This window comes from Streptomyces collinus (genome assembly GCF_031348265.1).
GTDB classification, from domain to species: Bacteria; Actinomycetota; Actinomycetes; order Streptomycetales; family Streptomycetaceae; genus Streptomyces; species Streptomyces collinus.
In genome coordinates, this window is record NZ_CP133771.1 from 8,497,626 (window position 1) to 8,517,878 (window position 20,253).

Consider the following 20,253-nt stretch of genomic DNA (forward strand, 5'->3'; position numbering starts at 1 on the left):
CGGGGCCCGCACGCCCCGCGCTCTCCGTCTTCCGGGGTCAGACCGCCGGGGCCGGGTACGTCGGGTACTCCACGCCGGACACGTGCTGCACGACACGGATGACCTGGCAGGAGTAGCCGAACTCGTTGTCGTACCACAGGTAGAGGATCGCGTTGTCGCCGTCGACCTTGGTGGCGCCGGCGTCGACGATCGAGGCGTGGCGCGAGCCGATGAAGTCGCTGGAGACCGCGTCGGGGGCCGTGGTGAAGTCGATCTGACGCTTGAGCGGCGAGGTCAGGGAGACGTCGCGGAGGTGGTCGAGGACCTCCTCGCGGGTGGTCTCCCGGCCGAGCCGCAGGCTGAGGATCGCGATCGAGACGTCCGGCACCGGGACGCGGATCGAGCTGCCGGTGATGGGCGCCTTGAGGTCGGGCAGCGCCTTGGCGACGGCGGAGGCGGCACCGGTCTCGGTGATGACCATGTTGAGCGGCGCGGACCGGCCGCGGCGGTCGGCCTTGTGGTAGTTGTCCAGCAGGTTCTGGTCGTTGGTGAACGAGTGAACCGTCTCGACGTGGCCGCGCAGGACCCCGAACTCGTCGTCCATCGCCTTCAGCGGCGGCACGATCGCGTTCGTGGTGCAGGACGCGCAGGACAGGATCTGCTCGTCCGGCTTGATGGTGTCGTGATTGACGCCGTGCACGATGTTGGGGACGTCACCCTTGCCGGGCGCGGTCAGTACGACCTTGTCGATACCGGGGCGCAGGTGCTCGGACAGGCCCGCGCGGTCGCGCCACTTGCCGGTGTTGTCGATGAGGATGGCGTCCTTGATGCCGTACGCCGTGTAGTCGATCTCGGACGGGTCGTTCGCGTAGATCACCTTGATCGCGTTGCCGTTGGCGACGATCGTGCTGTTCGCCTCGTCGACGGTGATCGTGCCCTGGAACTGACCGTGGATCGAGTCGCGGCGCAGCAGCGAGGCACGCTTGACGATGTCCTGCTCGCCGCCCCCGCGCACCACGATGGCCCGCAGCCGCAGACCGTTGCCCGAGCCGGACTTCTCGATGAGCAGCCGGGCGACGAGCCGGCCGATGCGGCCGAAGCCGTAGAGGACGACGTCCCGGCCCTCACGGCGCTCGATCTTGTCGGCGCCCGTGGCACCGGCGACGGCCTCGGCGGTGAACTCCGCGACCGACAGACCGCGGTCGTCCTCGCGGTACGTCGCGGCGAGCATGCCGATGTCGATCTGGGACGGCCCGAGGTCGAGCTGGGCGAGAGTCTGCAGGAACGGGAGGGTCTCGGTGACCGAGAGCTCCGCGCCGGCGATCTGCCGGGCGAACCGGTGGGTCTTGAGGATGCTGACCACCGACTTGTTCACCAGGGAGCGGCTGTGCAGCAGGACCGTCACGTCCCGCTCCCGGTGCAGCTTCCCGATGATCGGGATCATCGACTCCGCGATCTCCTCGCGGTTCTTCCAGTTGGTGAACGAGTCGTCGTTGAGAGTCACGAGTCCATCTTTCGAGCTAGGCGGCGCTCATATGTTAAACCGTCGATTTCCGGGTCATGAACGGGGGCCTCCGATGCGTTCGGCGGCCGCTCCGCGCGCCCCTCGGAGCAGGTCCTGAGACGATCGAAAGAGGGTCTTCCATGCGAAAGGGGTGCACATGGACTACGACTCCGTGGCCGACGAGCTGTACGCCCTGCGCCCGGAGGAGTTCACCGCCGCCCGCGCCTCCGCCATGGCCTCCGCCCGCACCGCCGGCGACCGGGAACTCGCCGCACGGATCGGGGCGTTGCGCAAGCCCAGCCTCGCCGCCTGGGTCAGCAACCTGCTGGTCCGCAGCAGCCCCGGCGAGGTCGAGCCCCTGCTGCGCCTGGGGGAGGGGCTGCGGCAGGCCCATCAGGACCTGGACGGCGCGCAGCTGCGTGAGCTGAGCCGCCGGCAGCACGCGCTCATCCGGGCCCTGTCCCTGCAGGCCCGGCAGCTCGCGAAAGAGGCCGGCCATCCGATCGGCGAGGGCGTGCAGCGCGAGGTCGAGAACACCCTGCACGCCGTCCTGGCCGACCCCGAGGCCGCTCGCGCCTGGGCGGGCGCCCGCCTGACCAAGCCGCTGGACGCGGCCGTCGGCTTTCCCGCCGTGGCCGAGGGCGCCCGGCCGCAGCGCCCCGCGCCCGCCCCCGCCCCCTCCCGCCCGGGCAGGAAGGCGAGCGAGCAGCAGCGACGCCGGCTGGATCGGGCCCGGAAGGAGGCCGAAGCCACCGAGCGGGAACTGCGGGGGCTGCGGGACGAGGCGGCGGCGGCAGATCGGGCGGCGGGGGAGGCGAAGCGGCAGGTGGACGCCCTCCAGCGGCAGGTGGAGGAGCTCACCGGCGAGCTGGAACGGGTCAGGAGCGAACACCAGCAGGCCCGCTTCGCCGAACGGACGGCCCGGGAACGGGCACGCACGGCCGGCCGCCGGGTCCGTGAGGCCGGCCGCAAGGCCGCGACGGCCGCTGATCGGCTCGAACGCCTCACCTCATCGGACGCCTGATCGACGGACCGGCGCGGCGGTGCGTGCCGCCCAACGCCTGCCGGGGCGTCATCATGTGGCTGTGACTCAACTCACACCCCTCAAGTAAGCCGTCCCACACGGCTCCACACGCACGACACCAAAATTGAACCGTTCGTTTTCTTGAACCAGTCGTGTTTGTGTGGCTAGGTTGTCCGCATGACCGCATCCGGGAACCCGACCACCGCCGAGGAGCTGCGCGGTGCCGGCCTGAGGGTGACGGCCGCCCGCGTCGCGCTGCTCGAAGCCGTACGGGACGGTGACCACCTCGGTGCCGAGGCCATCGCCTCCGAGGTGCGCGGCCGCGTGGGCCACATCTCCGTCCAAGCCGTCTACGAGGGGTTGCACGCCCTCACCGCGGCGGGGCTGATACGCCGCCTCGACCCACCCGGGAGCCCGGCGCTCTACGAGGGGCGGGTCGGTGACAACCACCACCACCTCGTGTGCCGGTCGTGCGGATCCGTCGCCGACGTCGACTGCGCGGTGGGCCATGCCCCCTGCCTGACCGCGTCCGACGACCGCGGCTTCGCCGTCGACGAGGCCGAGGTCATCTACTGGGGCCTGTGCCCCGCCTGCTCCACCGCTCGCAGTTCCTGAGCACGTGATCCACCCGAGCACCGTGATCCACCCGAGCACCGTGATCCACCCCGTCCGGAAGGATTTCCATGACTGAGAACCACGACGCGATCGTCACCGACTCCAAGTCGGAGGAGACGGGAGGCGGTTGCCCCGTGGCGCACGGCCGCGCCCTGCACCCCACCCAGGGAGGCGGCAACCGCCAGTGGTGGCCCGAGCGGCTCAACCTGAAGATCCTCGCCAAGAACCCCGAGGTGGCCAACCCCCTCGGTGAGGACTTCGACTACGCCGAGGCGTTCCAGGCCCTCGACCTCGCCGCCGTCAAACGCGACATCGCCGAGGTGCTCACCAGCTCGCAAGACTGGTGGCCGGCCGACTTCGGCAACTACGGCCCCCTGATGGTCCGTATGGCCTGGCACAGCGCGGGCACCTACCGCATCAGCGACGGCCGCGGCGGCGCCGGCGCCGGCCAGCAGCGGTTCGCCCCGCTCAACAGCTGGCCGGACAACGGCAACCTCGACAAGGCCCGCCGTCTGCTGTGGCCCGTGAAGAAGAAGTACGGCCAGTCCATCTCCTGGGCCGACCTCATGATCCTCACCGGCAACGTCGCGCTGGAGCAGATGGGCTTCGAGACCTTCGGCTTCGCCGGCGGCCGCAAGGACGTCTGGGAGCCCGAGGAGGACGTGTACTGGGGCCCCGAGACCACCTGGCTCGACGACAAGCGCTACACGGGCGACCGCGAGCTGGAGAACCCGCTCGGCGCCGTCCAGATGGGCCTCATCTACGTCAACCCCGAGGGCCCGAACGGCAACCCGGACCCGCTCGCCGCGGCCCGCGACATCCGTGAGACGTTCCGCCGCATGGCGATGAACGACGAGGAGACCGTCGCCCTGATCGCGGGCGGCCACACCTTCGGCAAGACCCACGGTGCCGGCCCGGCCGACAACGTCGGCGCCGACCCCGAGGCCGCCTCCATGGAGGAGCAGGGCCTGGGCTGGCGCAGCACCTACGGCACCGGCAAGGGCGGCGACGCCATCACCTCGGGCCTCGAGGTCACCTGGACGAGCACGCCCACCCAGTGGAGCAACGGCTTCTTCAAGAACCTCTTCGAGTTCGAGTACGAGCTGGAGCAGAGCCCGGCCGGCGCCAACCAGTGGGTGGCGAAGGACGCCCCCGAGATCGTCCCGGACGCGCACGACTCCGCCAAGAAGCACCGTCCGAAGATGCTCACCACGGACCTGGCGCTGCGCTTCGACCCGATCTACGAGCCCATCTCCCGCCGGTTCTACGAGAACCCGCAGGAGTTCGCGGACGCCTTCGCCCGCGCCTGGTTCAAGCTGACCCACCGTGACATGGGCCCGAAGTCCCTGTACCTCGGCCCGGAGGTCCCGGCGGAGACGCTGGTGTGGCAGGACCCGCTGCCGGAGGCCGAGGGCGAGACCATCGACGCCGGTGACGTCGAGACGCTCAAGACCAAGCTCCTGGAGTCGGGTCTGTCGGTCTCGCAGCTGGTGTCCACCGCGTGGGCCTCGGCGTCCACCTTCCGCGGCAGCGACAAGCGCGGCGGTGCCAACGGCGCCCGGATCCGCCTGGAGCCGCAGCGCGGCTGGGAGGTCAACGAGCCCGACGAGCTGGCGCAGGTCCTGCGGGTCCTGGAAGGCATCCAGCAGGAGTTCAACTCCGGCACCAAGAAGGTCTCCCTGGCCGACCTGATCGTCCTCGGCGGCACCGCCGCCGTCGAGAAGGCCGCCAAGGAAGCCGGTTTCCAGGTGCAGGTCCCCTTCGCCGCGGGCCGTGTGGACGCCACGGAGGAGCACACCGACGCCGAGTCGTTCGAGGCGCTGGAGCCGACCGCCGACGGGTTCCGCAACTACCACGGCAAGGGCAACCGCCTGCCGGCCGAGTTCCTGCTGCTCGACCGGGCGAACCTGCTCACCCTGAGCGCCCCCGAGGTGACCGTCCTGGTCGGCGGTCTGCGGGTGCTGGGCGCCAACTACCAGCAGTCCCAGCTCGGCGCCCTCACCAAGACGCCCGGCTCGCTGACCAACGACTTCTTCGTCAACCTGCTCGACCTGGGCATCGAGTGGAAGTCGACGTCCGAGGACCAGACCACGTTCGAGGGCCGCGACGCCGCCACCGGCGAGGTCAAGTGGGCCGGCTCCCGCGCCGACCTGGTCTTCGGCTCGAACTCCGAGCTGCGCGCCCTGGCCGAGGTCTACGCGAGCGACGACGCGAAGGAGAAGTTCGTCAACGACTTCGTCGAGGCGTGGGTCAAGGTCATGAACCTGGACCGGTTCGACCTGGTCTGATCACCTCCGCATGACAGGACGCCCCGGGCCCTCGGCCCGGGGCGTCCCGCGTTGTCCCGGCAGCGTTGCCTGAGGGATCGTCAAAAGCACTTCAAGGTAAGAACATCACTTACCCAACTCTCACCATGAAAGGGCAAGGAACGCGCCCACGCCCGGAACCGGGCATACGTTCGGGCCGTGAACACAGATTCCGCTGCCCATAGAGGCGCCGGCCGTGCACCGCACCCCTCCGCCGCTGCACGGCCCACCACCGGCGGTACCGTCCGCCGCACCCTGCTGCGCACCGCCCTGACCGGGGCCGCAGCGCTCGGTGCGGGCCTCGGCGCCGCCCGGCCGGCCACCGCCGCCGCCCCCACCCGGGACACCCGCCCCAGGCCCGGCACCCCCGCCGAAGCCCTGCGGGAACTGGCCGCCGGCAACCGCCGCTGGCGCGCCTTCCGGGAACGCCACCCGCACGAGGACCCCGCCCTGCGCCGGACGCTGGCCACCGGCCAGCACCCCTTCGCGGTCGTCCTCGGCTGCATCGACTCGCGCGTGCCCCCGGAACTCGTCTTCGACCAGGGCCTCGGCGACCTGATGACCGTGCGCACCGCCGGTGAGGTGCTGGACGAGGCCGTTCTCGGCAGCGTCGCCTACGGTGTCCTGGAACTCGCCATTCCCCTGGTCGTCGTCCTCGGACACCAGTCGTGCGGCGCGGTCCGGGCCGCAGTCGAGGCGGAGGAGTCCGGGACGAAACTGCCCGCCCACATGCAGTACCTCGTCGACCAGATAGGCCCGGCCATCGACCACGGCAAGGAAGGGGACGCCCGGATCGACGCGACCGTGAGCGCCAACGTCCGGCTCGTGCGCTCCCGGCTGGCCGCCGAGCCCGAACTGGCCGCCAGGATCGGCACGGGCAAGCTGGCGATCGTCGGTGCCCGCTACGAACTGACCACCCAGGCGGTCCACCGCCTGGCCTGACCACCCGCCCGGTCCGCTGCGCGAGGCAGCGGACCGGGCCGCTCCATCACGCCCGCAGCGGGTTGTACCGCGCCGCCGCCATCACGTACCAGGCGGTCGCCCCCGTGTGCCGGTACGGGTAGTAGCCGAAGCCGAATCCGGTGTCCAGCGGACTGCTCGCGGACACCACCCCACAGCGCTCGGGCAGCGCCTTCCCGCCGACGGTCTGACCGCCGCCCAGCAGATCCTGGGCCTGCTCGGTGGACGCGATCAGACGCCGGGCGCGCCCCTCGTCGCCCCGTGCCCTCCGGTCGCGCAGGGCGAGCGCGAGGTGGGCCGTTCCCTCGAACCACACGCCGTTGCGGTCGGGCTTGGGCTGACCGGCCGCGATCGGGGCGTCCTCGTTCGCGAGGAGACTCGCCGAACTGAAGGTGACCCCCTCGTACGACTGCCCCGCGGGCACAGTGCTGTTGACGCGTCCCGAGTGGTCCGTGACGGCCAGCTCCGCCGCGGCCCAGTCCAGCGAACGGGAGTAGCGGCGCGAGCCGAGCGCTAGGTGCGTCCAGGTCTGGGTGTCCTCCGGGACCGGGGACTTATTGACCGTGACCCCGTCGTTGGTGCCGGTGTAGAAGAACCCGCCGGACGGCTCCCACATCCGCCGCACGAACGCCTCGGCCCGCCCCCGCCGTTCCAGCCACACCCGGTCGCCGGTGAGCCGGGCGAGCCGGCCGAACAGGCAGATCAGGTCGGTGTTGTGCTCGGTCGAGGTGAACGGCAGCTTCTTATCGGCCCCGTCGACCCCGAACTTGAAGCCGCCGAGGGGCTCGTCGGTCCGGCCGTTCCGCTCGATCCACTCGCCGATCCGCACGGCACCGTCCAGGAAGCGGCGCGCCCCGGTACGCCGGGCGAGGGCGCTCAGCGCGATGCCCGCCCAGGCCATGTCACCCACGGCGGTGCCGGTGAAGCCGAACTGCGTCCCGACGTTCACGGTGCCGTCCGCCCGCACGAAGCCGTCGGGCTGGAGCGAGCCGTCGTAGAAGGTGTACGGCCCGACGTTGTAGGCCTGCCGGAGCCTGCCGTCGTCGTACGCCGGGTCGTGGCCCTGGGCGTGGAGCAGCGCGTCGCCCAACCCCCTGGCCCTGGCCAGGCCCGCCGGGGTCCGGGCCGCGAGGTGGGCGAGGATCGCGAGGGCGTTGTCGTAGGTGAACGCGGTGCTGAACAGGCCGGCCTGGTCGGTGTAGCTCTGGGCCAGACGCACGGCGCCGTGGTCGGGGTAGGCGTCCATGGCGGCGGCGAGGAAGGCCAGCCCTCGGGCCGGGGCCGATGCGGGGCGGGCACCGGTGGCACCGGCCGCGACGGCCTGTCCCGAGCCGGCGGCGGTGAGCCCCGCGGCACTGATGCCGAGTCCGGCACCGATGAGCGAACGCCGGCTGAGCGCCGGGCCTTGTCTGCCAGTCATGGATCTCCCTTGAGAGCGCTCTCAGTCCCGTGCGCGCTCATTGTGCTGGCGCTCCGAGGCCGGGTCAACGCTCTGGTCTCAAGGGAGCGTTGGCAATCGAGGGAGGGTCGGGGAGGAAGCCGGACGCTGGGCGGATCACTCGCAGACGATCTCGTCACGCGGGGTGTAGTGGGTGCGGTACGGCTCCCGCTTCACTTCCCGGCCGTCGTTGTAGAAGACCCGCTCCACGGTGACGTCGAACCCTTCGAGCGGGGTCTGCGGGACGCACTCCTTGTCGTCGCTCACCTGCTTCTCCGGCTTCTTCACGCCGGTGCGCGGGCCCGTGACCGACTTGATCTCGTCGTACTTGCGGGTGCCGAGGAAGGAGACGGTGACGGAGGTGTCGGTGGACTCGGCCTGGATGTAGACGGCCTTGCCGGAGTCGTTGGCGAACCGCAGGTCCAGGCTGCCCCAGGCGACGGTCGCCTCACGGCCCTCCGGGTAGCGCTCGATGTAGAACGAGTGCGCTCCGTGCTCCAGGGGCTTGAGCCCGGCGAAGAACAGCGCGTTGTACACGGTCGTCGCCACGGACGAGACACCGCCGCCGGACGCCTTCGTGAACTTGTCGTCCAGGATGATGATGCCGTCCATGAAGCCGTTGGCCTCGGTGCGCTCACCGACGGTCCGGTTGAAGCTCCAGGTCTCGTCCGGCATGACGACGGAGCCGTTGATGAGTTCCACCGCCCGGCCTATGTTCTTCGTGCGGTACTCGGCCGGTTCGAAGTGGACGGTGAAGGAGGACATCTTCTCCGTCAGCCCCAGCTCCGCGGCGTTCTCGCGGGTCACCTCCGGCCGGGTCTCGCGGACCTCCACCTCGCCGCTGCGTGCGGCGCCCGACGCGGTGAGCAGCGGCAGCACGGCCTTGCCCAGCGCCTTGTCGGTGACCGACCGGCCCACCGTGGCATCCTCGGCGACCACGGCCTTGTCGCCCTCCGGCTTCAGCTTCGCGTTCGCGGCGGTCGTGGTGACGTCGTCCAGGGGACCGGCCACGGACGGCTCGGCGCGCAGCCCCTTCACGTCCAGCTTCGGTCTCAGCTCGCCGCTGCCGTCCGGCCGCATGGTCAGATGCTCGCCCAGCACGTCCTGGCCGACCGTGAACGGCCGGCCGGCGGCGGTGAGCGTGACGGGGCCCGACATGGCCGGCTCCGCGAAGGTGCGTATCGCTCGCTCCACCTCGCCGGCGGTGACCTCCGGGCGGGTCTCGCGGGTGGGCAGGGGAGTGGCCGTGCGGGTGTCACCGCGCAGGAAGGAGTCGCGCAGGGGCCGGACCGCGGCGTCCACGTCCAGCGCGTACCCCGTCCGGGGCGTGACCGCCTTCACCCGGCCGTCGTCGAACGCGACGCCGCCGTCCCTGACCTTCTGGTCGAGGCCCTTCGCCAGCTGCCCGAGGGCTGCTCTCGCCTTGTCCTCGTCGAGGTGCACGACCGGCTCGACGTCGCCGCCCGAGCGGAAGAACCCGCCGAACACGCTGACCGGATCGGCGCCGGTGCGCGCCGCCCGGTCGACGGTCTCCCCGATGTCGTAGGAGAGGCCCGCGCGCTTCGGATCGACCCGGCCCGTGCGGTCCCCGGCCTTGACGGGCAGCTCCCGGGCGCCGGCCGCGCCCAGCTCCCGCTCCAGCTTCCGCACCGCCTCCGCGCGGCTCAGCCCTCCGATGTCCACCCCGCGCACGGTCGTGCCGGAGTCGATCTGGCCGCCCGTGAGGAGCAACCCGGCGAGATACAGACCACCGACCCCCACGGCCAGCGCGCCGCCGGCCAGGGCGACGGGCGGGAGGGAGGTGATGCGCGGGACGAGGGCGGTACGGGGGCGCATGGGTCTCCAGAAGATCGATACGAGGGTGCACCCGATGACGCGACGATGCGCGGGCAAACACAGCAAGCTATCCACACATCAGGGGCGAACCGGTATGGCCCAGACCACTTATGTCCGAGATCATTCCGGAATCGGCCGGACCGGCCCGGCCACCGGGCACGGCACAGAGTGGTAACGACGAACAACGGTCGGGCCGTTGACACGGTCTAGGCCACCATGAAGATCTCTTTCCTGATCCATAACGCCTACGGAATCGGAGGCACGATCACCACCACGTTCAACCTGGCCGGGGCCCTGGCCGAACGGCACGACGTGGAGATCGTCTCCGCGTTACGCCACCGGGAACACCCCAACCTCGTCCCCGATCCACGGGTGCGGCTGCGGGCGCTGGTGGACCTGCGCAAGGAGGCGGACCATCCGCTGCACCAAAGACCGGCGAAAGTGTTCCCGGCCGCCGAGTACCGCCATCACCAGTACAGCGAGCTGACCGACCAGCGCATCGGCGAGTGCCTCGGGGCGCTGGACGCCGACGTCGTCATCGGCACCCGCCCGGGTCTCAACGTGCACATCGCCCGCCAGGCCCCGCGGCACGTCCTGCGCGTCGGCCAGGAGCACCTCACGCTCGACAACCACTCGCCGCGGCTGCGCACCGCCCTGCGTCGCGCCTACCGCCGCCTCGATGTGATCACCACGGTCACGGAAGCGGATGCCGCCGCCTACCGGCGCAAGATGTGGCTGCCTGGCGTCCATGTGGAGGCCCTTCCGAACAGCGTTCCCGACCCCGCCCTGCCTCCCGCCGACAGCACCGCCAAGGTGGTGATCGCCGCGGGCCGCCTGGTCCCGGTCAAGCGCTACGACCTCCTCATCGAGGCGTTCGCCCAGGTCGCCGCCGTGCACCCGGACTGGCAGCTGCGCATCTACGGCAAGGGCGAGGAGCAGCCCAGGCTGCGGCAGCTCATCGAGCGGCTCAGGATGTGGAACAACGTGTTCCTGATGGGGGCCGCCACCCCCATGGAGGCCGAGTGGGCCAAGGGCTCGATCGGCGCTGCCGCGTCCAACTTCGAGCCGTTCGGCATGACCATCGTCGAGGCGATGCGCTGCGGACTGCCCGTCGTCAGCACCGACTGCCCCTACGGCCCCGGTGAGATCATCGCGGACGGCACCGACGGCAGGCTGGTACCGGTCGGGGACCGTGACGCGCTCGCCGCGGCCCTGCTGGACCTCGTCGGCGACGACGAGCGCCGCCGCCGCATGAGCCGGGCCGCCCTGGACAACGCGCGCCGCTTCGCCCCCGGCCCCGTCGTCGCCCAGGCCGAACGCCTCCTGGAGGCCGCCGCCGCGGCCCGGAGCACCGGCCGGACGGCCACCCCGCAGCACCACCGCACCCAGAGCGCCTTGACCGGCCGCGGCCACGCCGCCCGCGACGCCGCCCACGCCGCTGCCTCCGGCGTACTGCGCTCGATACGGAAGGGACGCCGATGAGCACACCGGAAGACAGGACGCCGGGGGAGCCGCGAGAGGGTGTGACGCCGGGCGGGCCGCACGAGGGTGTGACGCCGGGCGCGCCGCAGGAACCGCCGGGTACGCTGCACGAGGGCGCGACGCCGACCACCCCGCAGACCACGGCGCCGAGCCCGCAGCACGGCTCCCCCCTGCGCGCCGACTGCGCGACCGACAGCGACGGCCGGATCACCTTCCGTCTTCCGCCGGTCCCCGGCGCACACCCCCAGCTGCTCCTGCGGCTGCGGCCCAAGAAGGGGCGCTCGGAGACGACCCGTCACCTCCTCGACCTGGAGTCCGACGGGTCCGACGGTCACCGGCACGCCGTACTGGAACCGCATCCCGCCCTCGACGAGGGCCGCTGGGACGTGTACCTGCTGCCCGAACCCGGTGCCGAGCGCCGGCGGCTGCGCCCCGGCCTGCGGGATCTGCGCAGCCTCGTCGACGGCCACCTGCGCGACCGCCCCGCGCCGGTCGCGGTCAGGATCCCGTACGTCACGAAGGACGGCTTCCTCGCCCTCAGGGCGTGGCGGCGCACCGCCCACGCGGAGGCCCGCGCCATCGACGTCACGGACCGGGCCATGACGATCACGGCCCGCCTGCACGGCGCCGAGCTCCATGCGGACGCCACCGTGCGTCTGCGCCTGCGCGGCACCGACACCGTCCGGACCGTCCGCCCCCGGACCGACGGCGACGCCAGGGGCTTCTCCTTCACCGTCGGCCCCGGGGACCTGGCGGACGGCGGCGGGGGAGCGGCCCGCGTCTGGGACGTCTTCGTCGGCCCCACGGACGGGGTGCCGCCGATCAGGGTCGGCCGGCTGCTCGACGACGTGGCCGACCGCAAGCACGTGTACGTCTATCCGGCGGTCGAGACGGACGGTTCCGCTCTCCGCCCTTACTACACCGTCGACAACGACCTCGCGATAGAGGCGACGTAAGACCGATTCGCCGAAATGCCCGAAATGAAAATCCCTGGAGTTTCGGATGGTCGTTTCGGTGATGCGCCGCGACAGCGATGTGTGGATTTTGTGCAAAGCGGCGGCAAAAGGGGTCAGGGGCTTGTTCTCAACAGCCGCAAATCGGGAGGGGACTTGCGGCTATAACCAAACTCAAGTACCTAGATGAATCATGAACCTGTTCAACCGCGTTGTGCCGTCCCGCCGGCAGGCACAGCTCCCCCCACAGCGCCCCGTCGGCTCACCGGCATCCTCCACTGCCGTGCTGCCGGACCCCAACCTGGCCGATCTGTCCGGTGAATGGGTCGTCGACCCCGCGCACAGCAGGATCGGCTTCTCCGTCCGGCATGCCATGGTGACCACCGTGCGCGGTTGTTTCCTGGAGTACGAAAGCCGGCTCTACTTCGACGCGTACGACCCCACACGGTCACGGGCCGACATCACTCTGTTCACCGCCAGTGTGGATACCGGAGTGGAACAACGCGACGCCCACTTGGTCGGCCGTGACTTCCTCGACGCCGCGACCTATCCGCGGATGCGCTTCACGAGCACGGGGGTGCAGCAGACGGGCGCCGACCTGTTCAGTATGTCGGGAGAACTGACCATCAAGGGGGTCTCCCGCCCCGTCGTACTCGACATGACCTATATCGGAAATGTCACCGACCCCTTCGGCTACGACCGGGTCGGTTTCGACGGCACCACCACCATCAACCGCTCGGACTGGGGCCTGACGTACAACAGCAGGCTCGCCGAGGGCGGCGCGATGGTGAGCGAGAAGGTGCGCCTGCAGCTCGACATCGCTGCCATCCGTACGCCGCCCGCGGGCGGCTGACCGCGCCGGGGCGCTTCACGACGGGGCGTCGGACCCGGCCACGACCCGGAACGTGGCCGGTCCGAGCGTGAGCACCCCGTCGCTCAGGGGGCTGCACCGCACGCCGCCCCGGCCGCGCAGGGCCCGCTGCGCCCCGGGGCCGATGGTCACGTCCATCCACGCGCAGGGCCGGGCGGGGCGCTTCACGGCGAACACCACCGGCCCGGTGCCGCAGTCGAGCGAGACCGTGGCACCGACGTACGCATCGATGTCGACGCCCCGGAGCAGGATGTTCCGGCGGGTGTGCCGCAGATCGGCGTCGGGCGGGAGGTTCTCCGCGGCCATGATGGTCACCGCCGCGTTGCGGTGGGCGGGCCGGGCGTAGTAGCGGTCGCCGACCAGTCCCAGCTCGCCGCGGACCTCGACCCGGCTGACCCGCTCGTCGGACGGACCGGGGGACACCCCGTCGGACGGCCGTCCGGACATCCGGTGCGCCGGCGACACCAGGAGCTGCACAACCTCCACCTCGGTCATGACGCCCACCCTACGTTTCGTGACCCACCGCCGAGGGGACCGGAGCCTCGGCCGGTCACTCCCGCCGCCCGAGCCCGCGGTCCTCCAGCGGAGCCCGGCCGTCCGCCGCCTCGCCCGCGGTCAGGTGCTCCAGGACCTCGACCAGTTCCTGACAGGCGCGCTCCACGGAACGCCGTGTGTAGATCTGCTCGGTGATCACTGCGGACAGGATCAGGGCGGTGAGTGCCATCGCCCCGTTGAAGGCCTGCAGCTTCATCATCACTTCGACCCGGCTGAGCCGTTCGAACGGCCCCACCCGGTCGGTCGCGGCCACCGTGGTCATGACCGAGGCGAACAGAGCGCACAGCAGGCTGCCGGCCAGCTGGAACCGCAGAGCCGCCCAGATCAGCAGGGGATAGACGAGAAACAGCAGACTGACGGAGCTGTGCGCGGCCAGGGGTACGAGGCAGCAGGCGATGACCGCGAGCCCCACGGCCTCCTTCCAGCGCGACAGGGGCAGCGGCAGGCGGACCCGGGACAGCAGGAGCAGTACCGGCGTGACGATGAGCACGCCCATCGCGTCACCGACCCACCAGGCCAGCCAGACCGCCCAGAAGCCGGACTGTTCGATCTTGTCCGTCACGAGCAGGGTGCCGGCGCCGATTGTCGCGCTGATCAGCATCGCGGTGAACGCGCCCAGGAAGACCAGGGCCAGACCGTCCCGCAGCCGCGCGAGATCGGTGCGGAAACCGGCCCGCCGCAGCAGCAGGTACCCGGCGACGGGGGCGGCCGTGTTGCCCGCCAGGACACAGAGGGCCGACGGCGTCAGGGAGGTGAGGGAGAGGATGACGAACAAGGCGCCCAGGGCGATCCCGGGCCAGCAGCGCAGCCCGAGGAGGAGCAGGCAGGCCACCGAGACGCCGGTGGGGGGCCAGATGGGGGTGACGACCGCGCCCTCGACGACCAGTTCCCGCAACAGCCCCAGCTGCGCCGACCCGTAGTAGCAGGCGGCGACGGCCGACGTCTGCAGAGCGACGACGACCGGCGTACGCAGATCCTTGCTACCCACCACAGCAGCCATCAGACACCGGGGCCGCCGCCTCAGCGAGGTGGGAGCCGGTGTCGTGCGGCCCTATGGCTGAGCGTCCGGCCCGTCGAGGCCGACCACCAGGACGGCGGCGTCGTCGTCGTGCCCCACCCGTTCGGCCCCCTTGATCACGGCGGCTGCGAGCGCGTCCACGTCCATGCCCGCCACCGCCGCGATGCCTGCGAGCCGCGTCACCTGGTCCAGGCCCTCCTCCAGCCGCATCGACGGGCCCTCCACGACACCATCCGTGAGCAGGACGAACACGCCGCCCGTGGTCAGCTCGTACCTCGTCACCGGGTACGGCATCCCCGCCTGCACCCCGAGGGGTGGCCCGCCCTCGTCCTCGGTGACGCCGGACTTCCCGTCCGCCGTGGCCCAGATGCAGGGCAGATGGCCGGCCCGCGCGCTCTCCAGCACCCCGGCACACGGGTCGAGCCGCATGAACGTGCAGGTGGCGAACAAGTCGGAGCCCAGGGACAGCAGCAGATCGTTGGTCCGGGCCAGCACTTCACCCGGTTCACTCGTGACGGAGGCCAGTGCCCGCAGCCCGGCCCGCACCTGTCCCATGAAGGCCGCGGCCTCGATGTTGTGACCCTGGACGTCACCGATGGCCAGGCCGATCCGGCCGTCGCCCAGGGTGAAGGCGTCGTACCAGTCGCCGCCCACGTTCAGGCCCTGGCACGCGGGTGTGTAGCGCACGGCCAGATGCAGCCGGCGGGCGACGGGCAGGTCCCGCGGCAGCATGCCGCGCTGCAGCGCGATCGCCAGCTCGACCCGGGACCGCTGCATCTCGGCATGCGCACGCGCCTGAGCCGTGAGGGCCCCGAGCCTGGTCAGCAGCTCGTCGCCGTCGTCCGTCGTGCCGGTGCGGGACATTGATCACTCCGGCGAGGATGGCCACGGTAGGTGATGACCCGGAAGGCGAATCACCCGATTTACGTCCATAGGATGATACGCAGGCGAACGCTTTCGCGACGACTCCACGCTCTTCAGGAGCCCTCAAGGAGCTGCCCGCTCCGGCTCCGGATCCGTCCGCCGCCCCACCGCCGCCAGCACGAACGTCACGCTGATGAGCAACGCCCAGGCCCCGAACTTCTCGACCCCCACCGGCTCCCAGCCGTGCTGCTGATACGGATAGCGCCACGCGCCGACCAGGGTCGCCAGATTCTCCGCCACCCACAGGAAGAACCCGATCAGCACGAACGACAACGCCAGCGGCATCCGCCGGCGCACTCCCCGCACGGTGAAACACACCGACGTCCCCAGCGTGACGGCCACGAGCAGCCCGGCCAGCACCCAGCGCGCGTCGGGCAGCCAGTGGTGGCTGAAGAAGTTGACGTATATGGCCGCGGCGACCACGGCCGTCGCCCGCGGCCGATACCGCACGAGCCCCACATCGAACAGATGCCAGGCCCGGCAGACGTAGCTGCCCACGGCCGCGTACAGAAACCCGCCGTACAGGGGGACACCGGCGAACTTGAGCACGGCCGGCTCCGGGTAGCTCCAGGAGCCGAGCGCCACCTTCACCAGCTCGAAGGCGAGACCGATGACATGACAGGCGGCGATGACGGCGATGTCCCGCCCGCTCTCCCAGCCGCGAGCCCAGAACAGCAGCGTGAGCAGCACACCGTAGACGACCAGCAAGTCGTAGCGCGCCACGGGCAGTTCGGGCAGCAGCGCGGACACGGCCACACCGGACAGCAGGGCGAAGGCGAACGCGCAGGCCCGCGTCTGGGTCCAGGCGAACGCGAGCAGCTGGCGAACCGGAGCGGCCAAGGGGCCGGCGATGCTTGCAGGGATCATGGTGCCCTGTAGGACGGGCCGGTGCGCCTACCGGTTGCAGTGAATCTCCCTGCTCGCAGCCGGGACGCCCGTGTACTCCCGTGCCTGGGTCACGGCCTGGCGCAGCAGCCGGGACAGCAGCCGGTCGGCCTCCGGCGCGGCGCACAGCACCCGGAGCGCCTGCTCCAGGCGCCGACGCCCCGGCCCGCGCCACCACAGCAGATCGGCGATCCGGACCGCCGGACCGCTCACAGGCGCGCCGGCGAGTCGCTCCGCCCTGCGCCGGCACGCCCGGCCGTTCCGTGCCAGGCGCCGCGACGAGGGACGCACCCGGCGTGCAGCGTCCACGACCGTGCCGACGAGCAGCGGCGGGTAGGCACGGCTCGCGGGGCGGGCGTCGGCGAGGTCGGCGGCCAGCGGCCACAGCGCGTGCCGGGTGTCGTCGCCGACGTTGTCGTTGACCACCCGGGCCAGGGCCGCGAGCGCCGGATGCGTCCCGGCCGGGCTGTCGGTGAAACGGCCGGCGGCCAGCAGCGCGGCGGCCTCCATCAGGCAGGCACCGTCGTCCGGGTGCAGATGGGCGAAACGCCCCGGCACCGGAAGACCGGACGGTGCCCCGGCCGGCGACTCCATGGACGCCCGGCGGCCGGGAAGAGCGATCATGGGCGGCCTCCCGGCTGTGCTCACACAGGGGTGACGGCGTGCAGGAAGAGGTAGAGCGCCGCGGCCGGGATCCCCGCGCCGGGAAACGTGAGGAGCCACGCGGTGCCGATCGAACGGGCCACCTGCCAGCGTACGTCGGAGAAGCGCCGGGTGGCGCCGGAGCCAAGAATGGCGGCGGTGATGGTCTGCGTGGTGGAGATCGGGGCCTTCACCAGGAACGCGGTCGTGTAGAGGACGGCCGCGGCAGCGGTCTCGGCGGCGAAACCGCGCGGCGGATCGAGGTGCACGATACGCCGCCCCAGGGTGGTGATGATGCGACGTCCACCGGTGTACGTACCGGCGGCCATGGCGGCCGCCACGGCGGCGATCACCCACACCGGCACCGAGAAGTCGTCCTGCCAGCCGGCCGTGACCAGCGCCAGGACGATGACCCCCATGGTCTTCTGCGCGTCCTGCAGACCGTGCCCCAGGCCCATGGCGGCGGCGGAAACGGTCTGCGCCATACGGAACCGCCGAGTGGTGCGCCGAGGCGCCGAACGGCGGAACGCCCACAGGATGCCCGTGTGCAGCAGGTACCCGAGGACCACGCCGACCAGCGGGGACAGCAGCATCGGCAGGATGACCTTGTCCAGAATGCCCGACCAGTGCACCGTCGCGGATGCCGCGAGCGCGGCACCGACCAGCCCGCCGATCAGGGCGTGCGAGGACGAGGTGGGCAGCCCCCGCCACCAGGTGAAGACGTTCCACCCGATGGCGCCGATGAGCGCGCACAGGACGAGCAGCAGCCCTGAAGTCGCCTCCGGTGCCCCGATGATGCCGCTGCCGACGGTCTGGGCGACCCCGGTGCCGAGGAAGGCGCCGAAGAAGTTCATCACCGCGGCCATGGCGAGGGCCACACGCGGCGTCAGGGCCCGGGTGGAGATGGACGTGGCGATCGCGTTCGCGGCGTCGTGGAAACCGTTGGTGAAGTCGAACGTCAGTCCCACGATGATGATCAGCACCACGAGTGTCAGCTCCATGCCCGATCACCTTCCGACGCCCGGCCGCACGCCTCCATCGTGCGCTCCCCGGACGGAGGGGGAGCTACGCCACGCGGGGCGAGCAGCCCGATGGAACCCGGGCACACGGATGCCGCGCTTTACGGTGCCCTGATGCGATCTGTTCCTACATGGGCTCTGGTGTCGTCGGGATGCGCGCCGCTCTTCCTGATCATGGGCTGGCTGGTGGCGGCGTCGCTGCAGGGCCCCCACTACGACCCCGCCGCCCAGACGATCAGCGTCCTGGCCGCGCCCGGGAACTCGGGGTCCTGGGTGATGACGGCGGCGTTCATCGCACTGGGGTTCTGCCACCTGCTGACGGCCTGGGGTCTGCGCCCGGCCGCGACCGCGGGGCGGACGGCCCTGGCGGCAGGGGGCGTGTCGGCGCTGGCGGTGGCGATGGTTCCGGCGCCGAGCAGCGGCGGGTCCCTGAGTCACGGTTCCCTGGCCGTCCTGGGCTTCACCGTCCTGGCGTCCTGGCCCGTCCTGGCGGCCCGGGCCGGTACCGGCGTGCCGTGGGCCCTGCGCCCCTTCCCCTCCCTGGGGGCGACCGCGGTCATGGCGGCCGGCGCGGCCTGGTTCCTGATCGAGCTGAACCTCCACGGCGTGGCCGGTGTGGCCGAGCGCGCGGTGACGACCCTCCAGTCGGTCTGGCCCTTCGTCGTCGTCCTCTCCTGCCTGCGAGGATCCCCGCGCGGCGGCTCGGGGGAGCCGAGGCCGCTCGGGCGTCCGCGCTGACCGCGCGGTCCGAAGCATTGACAGGTCCGGACCAAGAGGTGAATCTGAGAGCGCTCTCAGAGTTTCGAATCGGCCACCTTTCGAACGGAGGCAGCGCGTGTTGCGAACTCTCAGGCGCCGGGCCACGGCCGCTGGGCTGTCCCTCGCCACGATCCTCGCCGGCTCACTGCTGGCGACCGGGACGGGTGCTCCGGCCCACGCCGCCGTCCCGGCGACGATCCCACTGAAGATCACCAACAACTCGGCCCGAGGCGAGCAGCTGTACATCTACAACCTCGGCACGGAACTCTCGACCGGTCGGCAGGGCTGGGCCGACGCGGCCGGCACCTTCCACCCCTGGCCGGCGGGCGGCAACCCGCCGACCCCCGCTCCCGACGCCTCGATCCCGGGCCCGGCCGCGGGCCAGTCGGCGACGATCCGCATGCCGAAGTTCTCCGGCCGCGTGTACTTCTCCTACGGCCAGAAGCTGGTCTTCAAGCTCACCACCGGTGGCCTGGTCCAGCCGGCGGTGCAGAACCCGTCCGACCCCAACCGGAACATTCTGTTCAACTGGTCGGAGTACACGCTCAACGACTCCGGCCTGTGGATCAACAGCACACAGGTCGACATGTTCTCCGCTCCCTACGCGGTGGGAGTGCAGCGAGCCGACGGCAGCACCGCGAGCACCGGCCGGCTCAAGCCCGGCGGGTACAACGGCTTCTTCAACGCCCTCAGGGGGCAGCCCGGAGGCTGGGCCAACCTGATCCAGACCCGCTCCGACGGCACCGTACTGCGCGCCCTGTCACCGCTGTACGGCCTGGAGACCGGCGCCCTGCCGGCCACCGTCATGGACGACTACATCAACCGTGTCTGGCAGAAGTACTCCACGTCGACCCTGACGGTCACCCCCTTCGCCGACCGGCCCGGAACGAAGTACTACGGCAGGGTCTCCGGCGGCGTCATGAACTTCACCGACGGCGCCGGTGCCGTCGTCACGAGCTTCCAGAAGCCGGACGCATCCTCGGTCTTCGGCTGCCACAGGAGGCTCGACGCCCCGAACGACCAGGTGCGCGGGCCGATATCACGCACCCTGTGTGCCGGCTTCAACCGCTCCACACTGCTGGTCAACTCCAGCCAGCCCGACGCCAGTGCCGCCGACTTCTACAAGGACAACGTCACCAATCACTACGCGCGCAAGATCCACGCCCAGATGGCGGACGGAAAGGCATACGCCTTCGCGTTCGACGACGTGGGCCATCACGAATCACTCGTCCACGACGGAAGCCCGCGGCAGGCCTACCTCACGCTGGATCCCCTCAGCTGAGCGGCGAGACATTGCCGCCGGCACCGCGAACTCAACGCGGTGGCGGCGGCTTTGCCGTGTCGCCCGGGGGTGTGGTCAGGGGGCTCCGGCACCTGCGAGCGGGCTGGAGACTGCACATGACCGACTGCGGCCTTCGCCGTCGACAGCACGCAGAGCGAGGCCGCACTGAGTCACTTGAGTCGGCAGGTCCCCGTGCCTGCC

At 71.1% G+C, this 20,253-nt stretch carries 18 protein-coding genes; 9 read left to right on the forward strand and 9 right to left on the reverse strand.

Annotated features, from left to right (window positions below):
- Positions 1–37: 37 nt before the first annotated feature.
- A complete protein-coding gene (locus RFN52_RS38340; protein ID WP_184853508.1) occupies positions 38–1,483 on the reverse strand; it encodes a glyceraldehyde-3-phosphate dehydrogenase in 1,446 nt (481 codons plus the stop codon).
- A gap of 157 nt (positions 1,484–1,640) precedes the next feature.
- Between RFN52_RS38340 and RFN52_RS38345 the strand changes: the two genes are divergently transcribed.
- The 4 genes from RFN52_RS38345 to RFN52_RS38360 all read left to right on the forward strand — a co-directional run bounded on the left by RFN52_RS38345 (position 1,641) and on the right by RFN52_RS38360 (position 6,370).
- Complete coding sequence (locus RFN52_RS38345; protein ID WP_184853509.1) at positions 1,641–2,507, forward strand: hypothetical protein; 867 nt, start codon at positions 1,641–1,643, stop codon at positions 2,505–2,507.
- A gap of 177 nt (positions 2,508–2,684) precedes the next feature.
- A complete protein-coding gene (locus tag RFN52_RS38350) occupies positions 2,685–3,122 on the forward strand; it encodes a Fur family transcriptional regulator (protein ID WP_184853510.1) in 438 nt (145 codons plus the stop codon).
- A gap of 68 nt (positions 3,123–3,190) precedes the next feature.
- Positions 3,191–5,410, forward strand: a complete 2,220-nt coding sequence (gene katG / locus RFN52_RS38355; protein ID WP_184853511.1) for a catalase/peroxidase HPI — start codon at positions 3,191–3,193, stop codon at positions 5,408–5,410.
- A 177-nt stretch (positions 5,411–5,587) separates the two neighbouring features.
- Positions 5,588–6,370: a carbonic anhydrase gene (locus tag RFN52_RS38360; protein ID WP_184853512.1), complete on the forward strand. Its 783-nt coding sequence runs from the start codon at positions 5,588–5,590 to the stop codon at positions 6,368–6,370.
- 46 nt (positions 6,371–6,416) lie between these two features.
- Here RFN52_RS38360 and RFN52_RS38365 read toward each other — a convergent pair whose 3' ends face one another.
- Together RFN52_RS38365 and RFN52_RS38370 are read right to left on the reverse strand one after the other, a co-directional pair.
- Complete coding sequence (locus tag RFN52_RS38365) at positions 6,417–7,808, reverse strand: Tat pathway signal sequence domain protein (protein WP_184853513.1); 1,392 nt, start codon at positions 7,806–7,808, stop codon at positions 6,417–6,419.
- A gap of 135 nt (positions 7,809–7,943) precedes the next feature.
- Positions 7,944–9,662 carry a VanW family protein gene (locus tag RFN52_RS38370; protein ID WP_184853514.1) on the reverse strand — a complete coding sequence of 573 codons (1,719 nt, stop codon included), beginning with the start codon at positions 9,660–9,662 and terminating at the stop codon, positions 7,944–7,946.
- Between the two features lie 216 nt (positions 9,663–9,878).
- On the opposite strand from RFN52_RS38370, the gene RFN52_RS38375 reads away from it, so the two are divergent.
- The 3 genes from RFN52_RS38375 (at position 9,879) to RFN52_RS38385 (ending at position 12,950) form a co-directional block, all read left to right on the forward strand.
- Positions 9,879–11,144 carry a glycosyltransferase family 4 protein gene (locus RFN52_RS38375; RefSeq protein WP_184853515.1) on the forward strand — a complete coding sequence of 422 codons (1,266 nt, stop codon included), beginning with the start codon at positions 9,879–9,881 and terminating at the stop codon, positions 11,142–11,144.
- Positions 11,141–12,100 (forward strand): transferase, encoded by a 960-nt coding sequence (locus RFN52_RS38380; protein ID WP_311241164.1) that lies wholly within the window; start codon positions 11,141–11,143, stop codon positions 12,098–12,100. The genes RFN52_RS38375 and RFN52_RS38380 overlap by 4 nt, the downstream gene beginning before the upstream one ends.
- A 190-nt stretch (positions 12,101–12,290) precedes the next feature.
- Complete coding sequence (locus tag RFN52_RS38385; protein WP_184853516.1) at positions 12,291–12,950, forward strand: YceI family protein; 660 nt, start codon at positions 12,291–12,293, stop codon at positions 12,948–12,950.
- A gap of 15 nt (positions 12,951–12,965) precedes the next feature.
- Here the strand turns inward: RFN52_RS38385 and RFN52_RS38390 are convergent, their stop codons facing one another.
- From RFN52_RS38390 to RFN52_RS38415, 6 genes are all read right to left on the reverse strand, one after another.
- On the reverse strand, positions 12,966–13,463 hold the full coding sequence (locus RFN52_RS38390) for a molybdenum cofactor biosysynthesis protein (RefSeq protein ID WP_184853517.1): 498 nt from the start codon (positions 13,461–13,463) through the stop codon (positions 12,966–12,968).
- Between the two features lie 55 nt (positions 13,464–13,518).
- Positions 13,519–14,514 (reverse strand): MASE1 domain-containing protein, encoded by a 996-nt coding sequence (locus RFN52_RS38395; protein WP_374050202.1) that lies wholly within the window; start codon positions 14,512–14,514, stop codon positions 13,519–13,521.
- 60 nt (positions 14,515–14,574) lie between these two features.
- The gene (locus RFN52_RS38400) at positions 14,575–15,405 is read right to left on the reverse strand and encodes a PP2C family protein-serine/threonine phosphatase (protein ID WP_184853519.1); all 831 of its coding nucleotides are present in this window, start codon (positions 15,403–15,405) and stop codon (positions 14,575–14,577) included.
- 123 nt (positions 15,406–15,528) lie between these two features.
- On the reverse strand, positions 15,529–16,332 hold the full coding sequence (locus tag RFN52_RS38405; protein ID WP_184853520.1) for a DUF817 domain-containing protein: 804 nt from the start codon (positions 16,330–16,332) through the stop codon (positions 15,529–15,531).
- Positions 16,333–16,359: 27 nt separating this feature from the next.
- A complete protein-coding gene (locus RFN52_RS38410; RefSeq protein ID WP_184853521.1) occupies positions 16,360–16,974 on the reverse strand; it encodes a hypothetical protein in 615 nt (204 codons plus the stop codon).
- A gap of 20 nt (positions 16,975–16,994) precedes the next feature.
- A complete protein-coding gene (locus tag RFN52_RS38415) occupies positions 16,995–17,993 on the reverse strand; it encodes an inorganic phosphate transporter (protein ID WP_184853522.1) in 999 nt (332 codons plus the stop codon).
- Positions 17,994–18,125: 132 nt separating this feature from the next.
- On the opposite strand from RFN52_RS38415, the gene RFN52_RS38420 reads away from it, so the two are divergent.
- Entirely contained in the window at positions 18,126–18,749 is a 624-nt protein-coding gene (locus tag RFN52_RS38420) for a DUF998 domain-containing protein (protein ID WP_184853523.1), read from the forward strand.
- A 97-nt stretch (positions 18,750–18,846) separates the two neighbouring features.
- The gene (locus tag RFN52_RS38425) at positions 18,847–20,052 is read left to right on the forward strand and encodes a glycoside hydrolase family 64 protein (RefSeq protein WP_184853524.1); all 1,206 of its coding nucleotides are present in this window, start codon (positions 18,847–18,849) and stop codon (positions 20,050–20,052) included.
- Positions 20,053–20,253 lie beyond the last annotated feature (201 nt).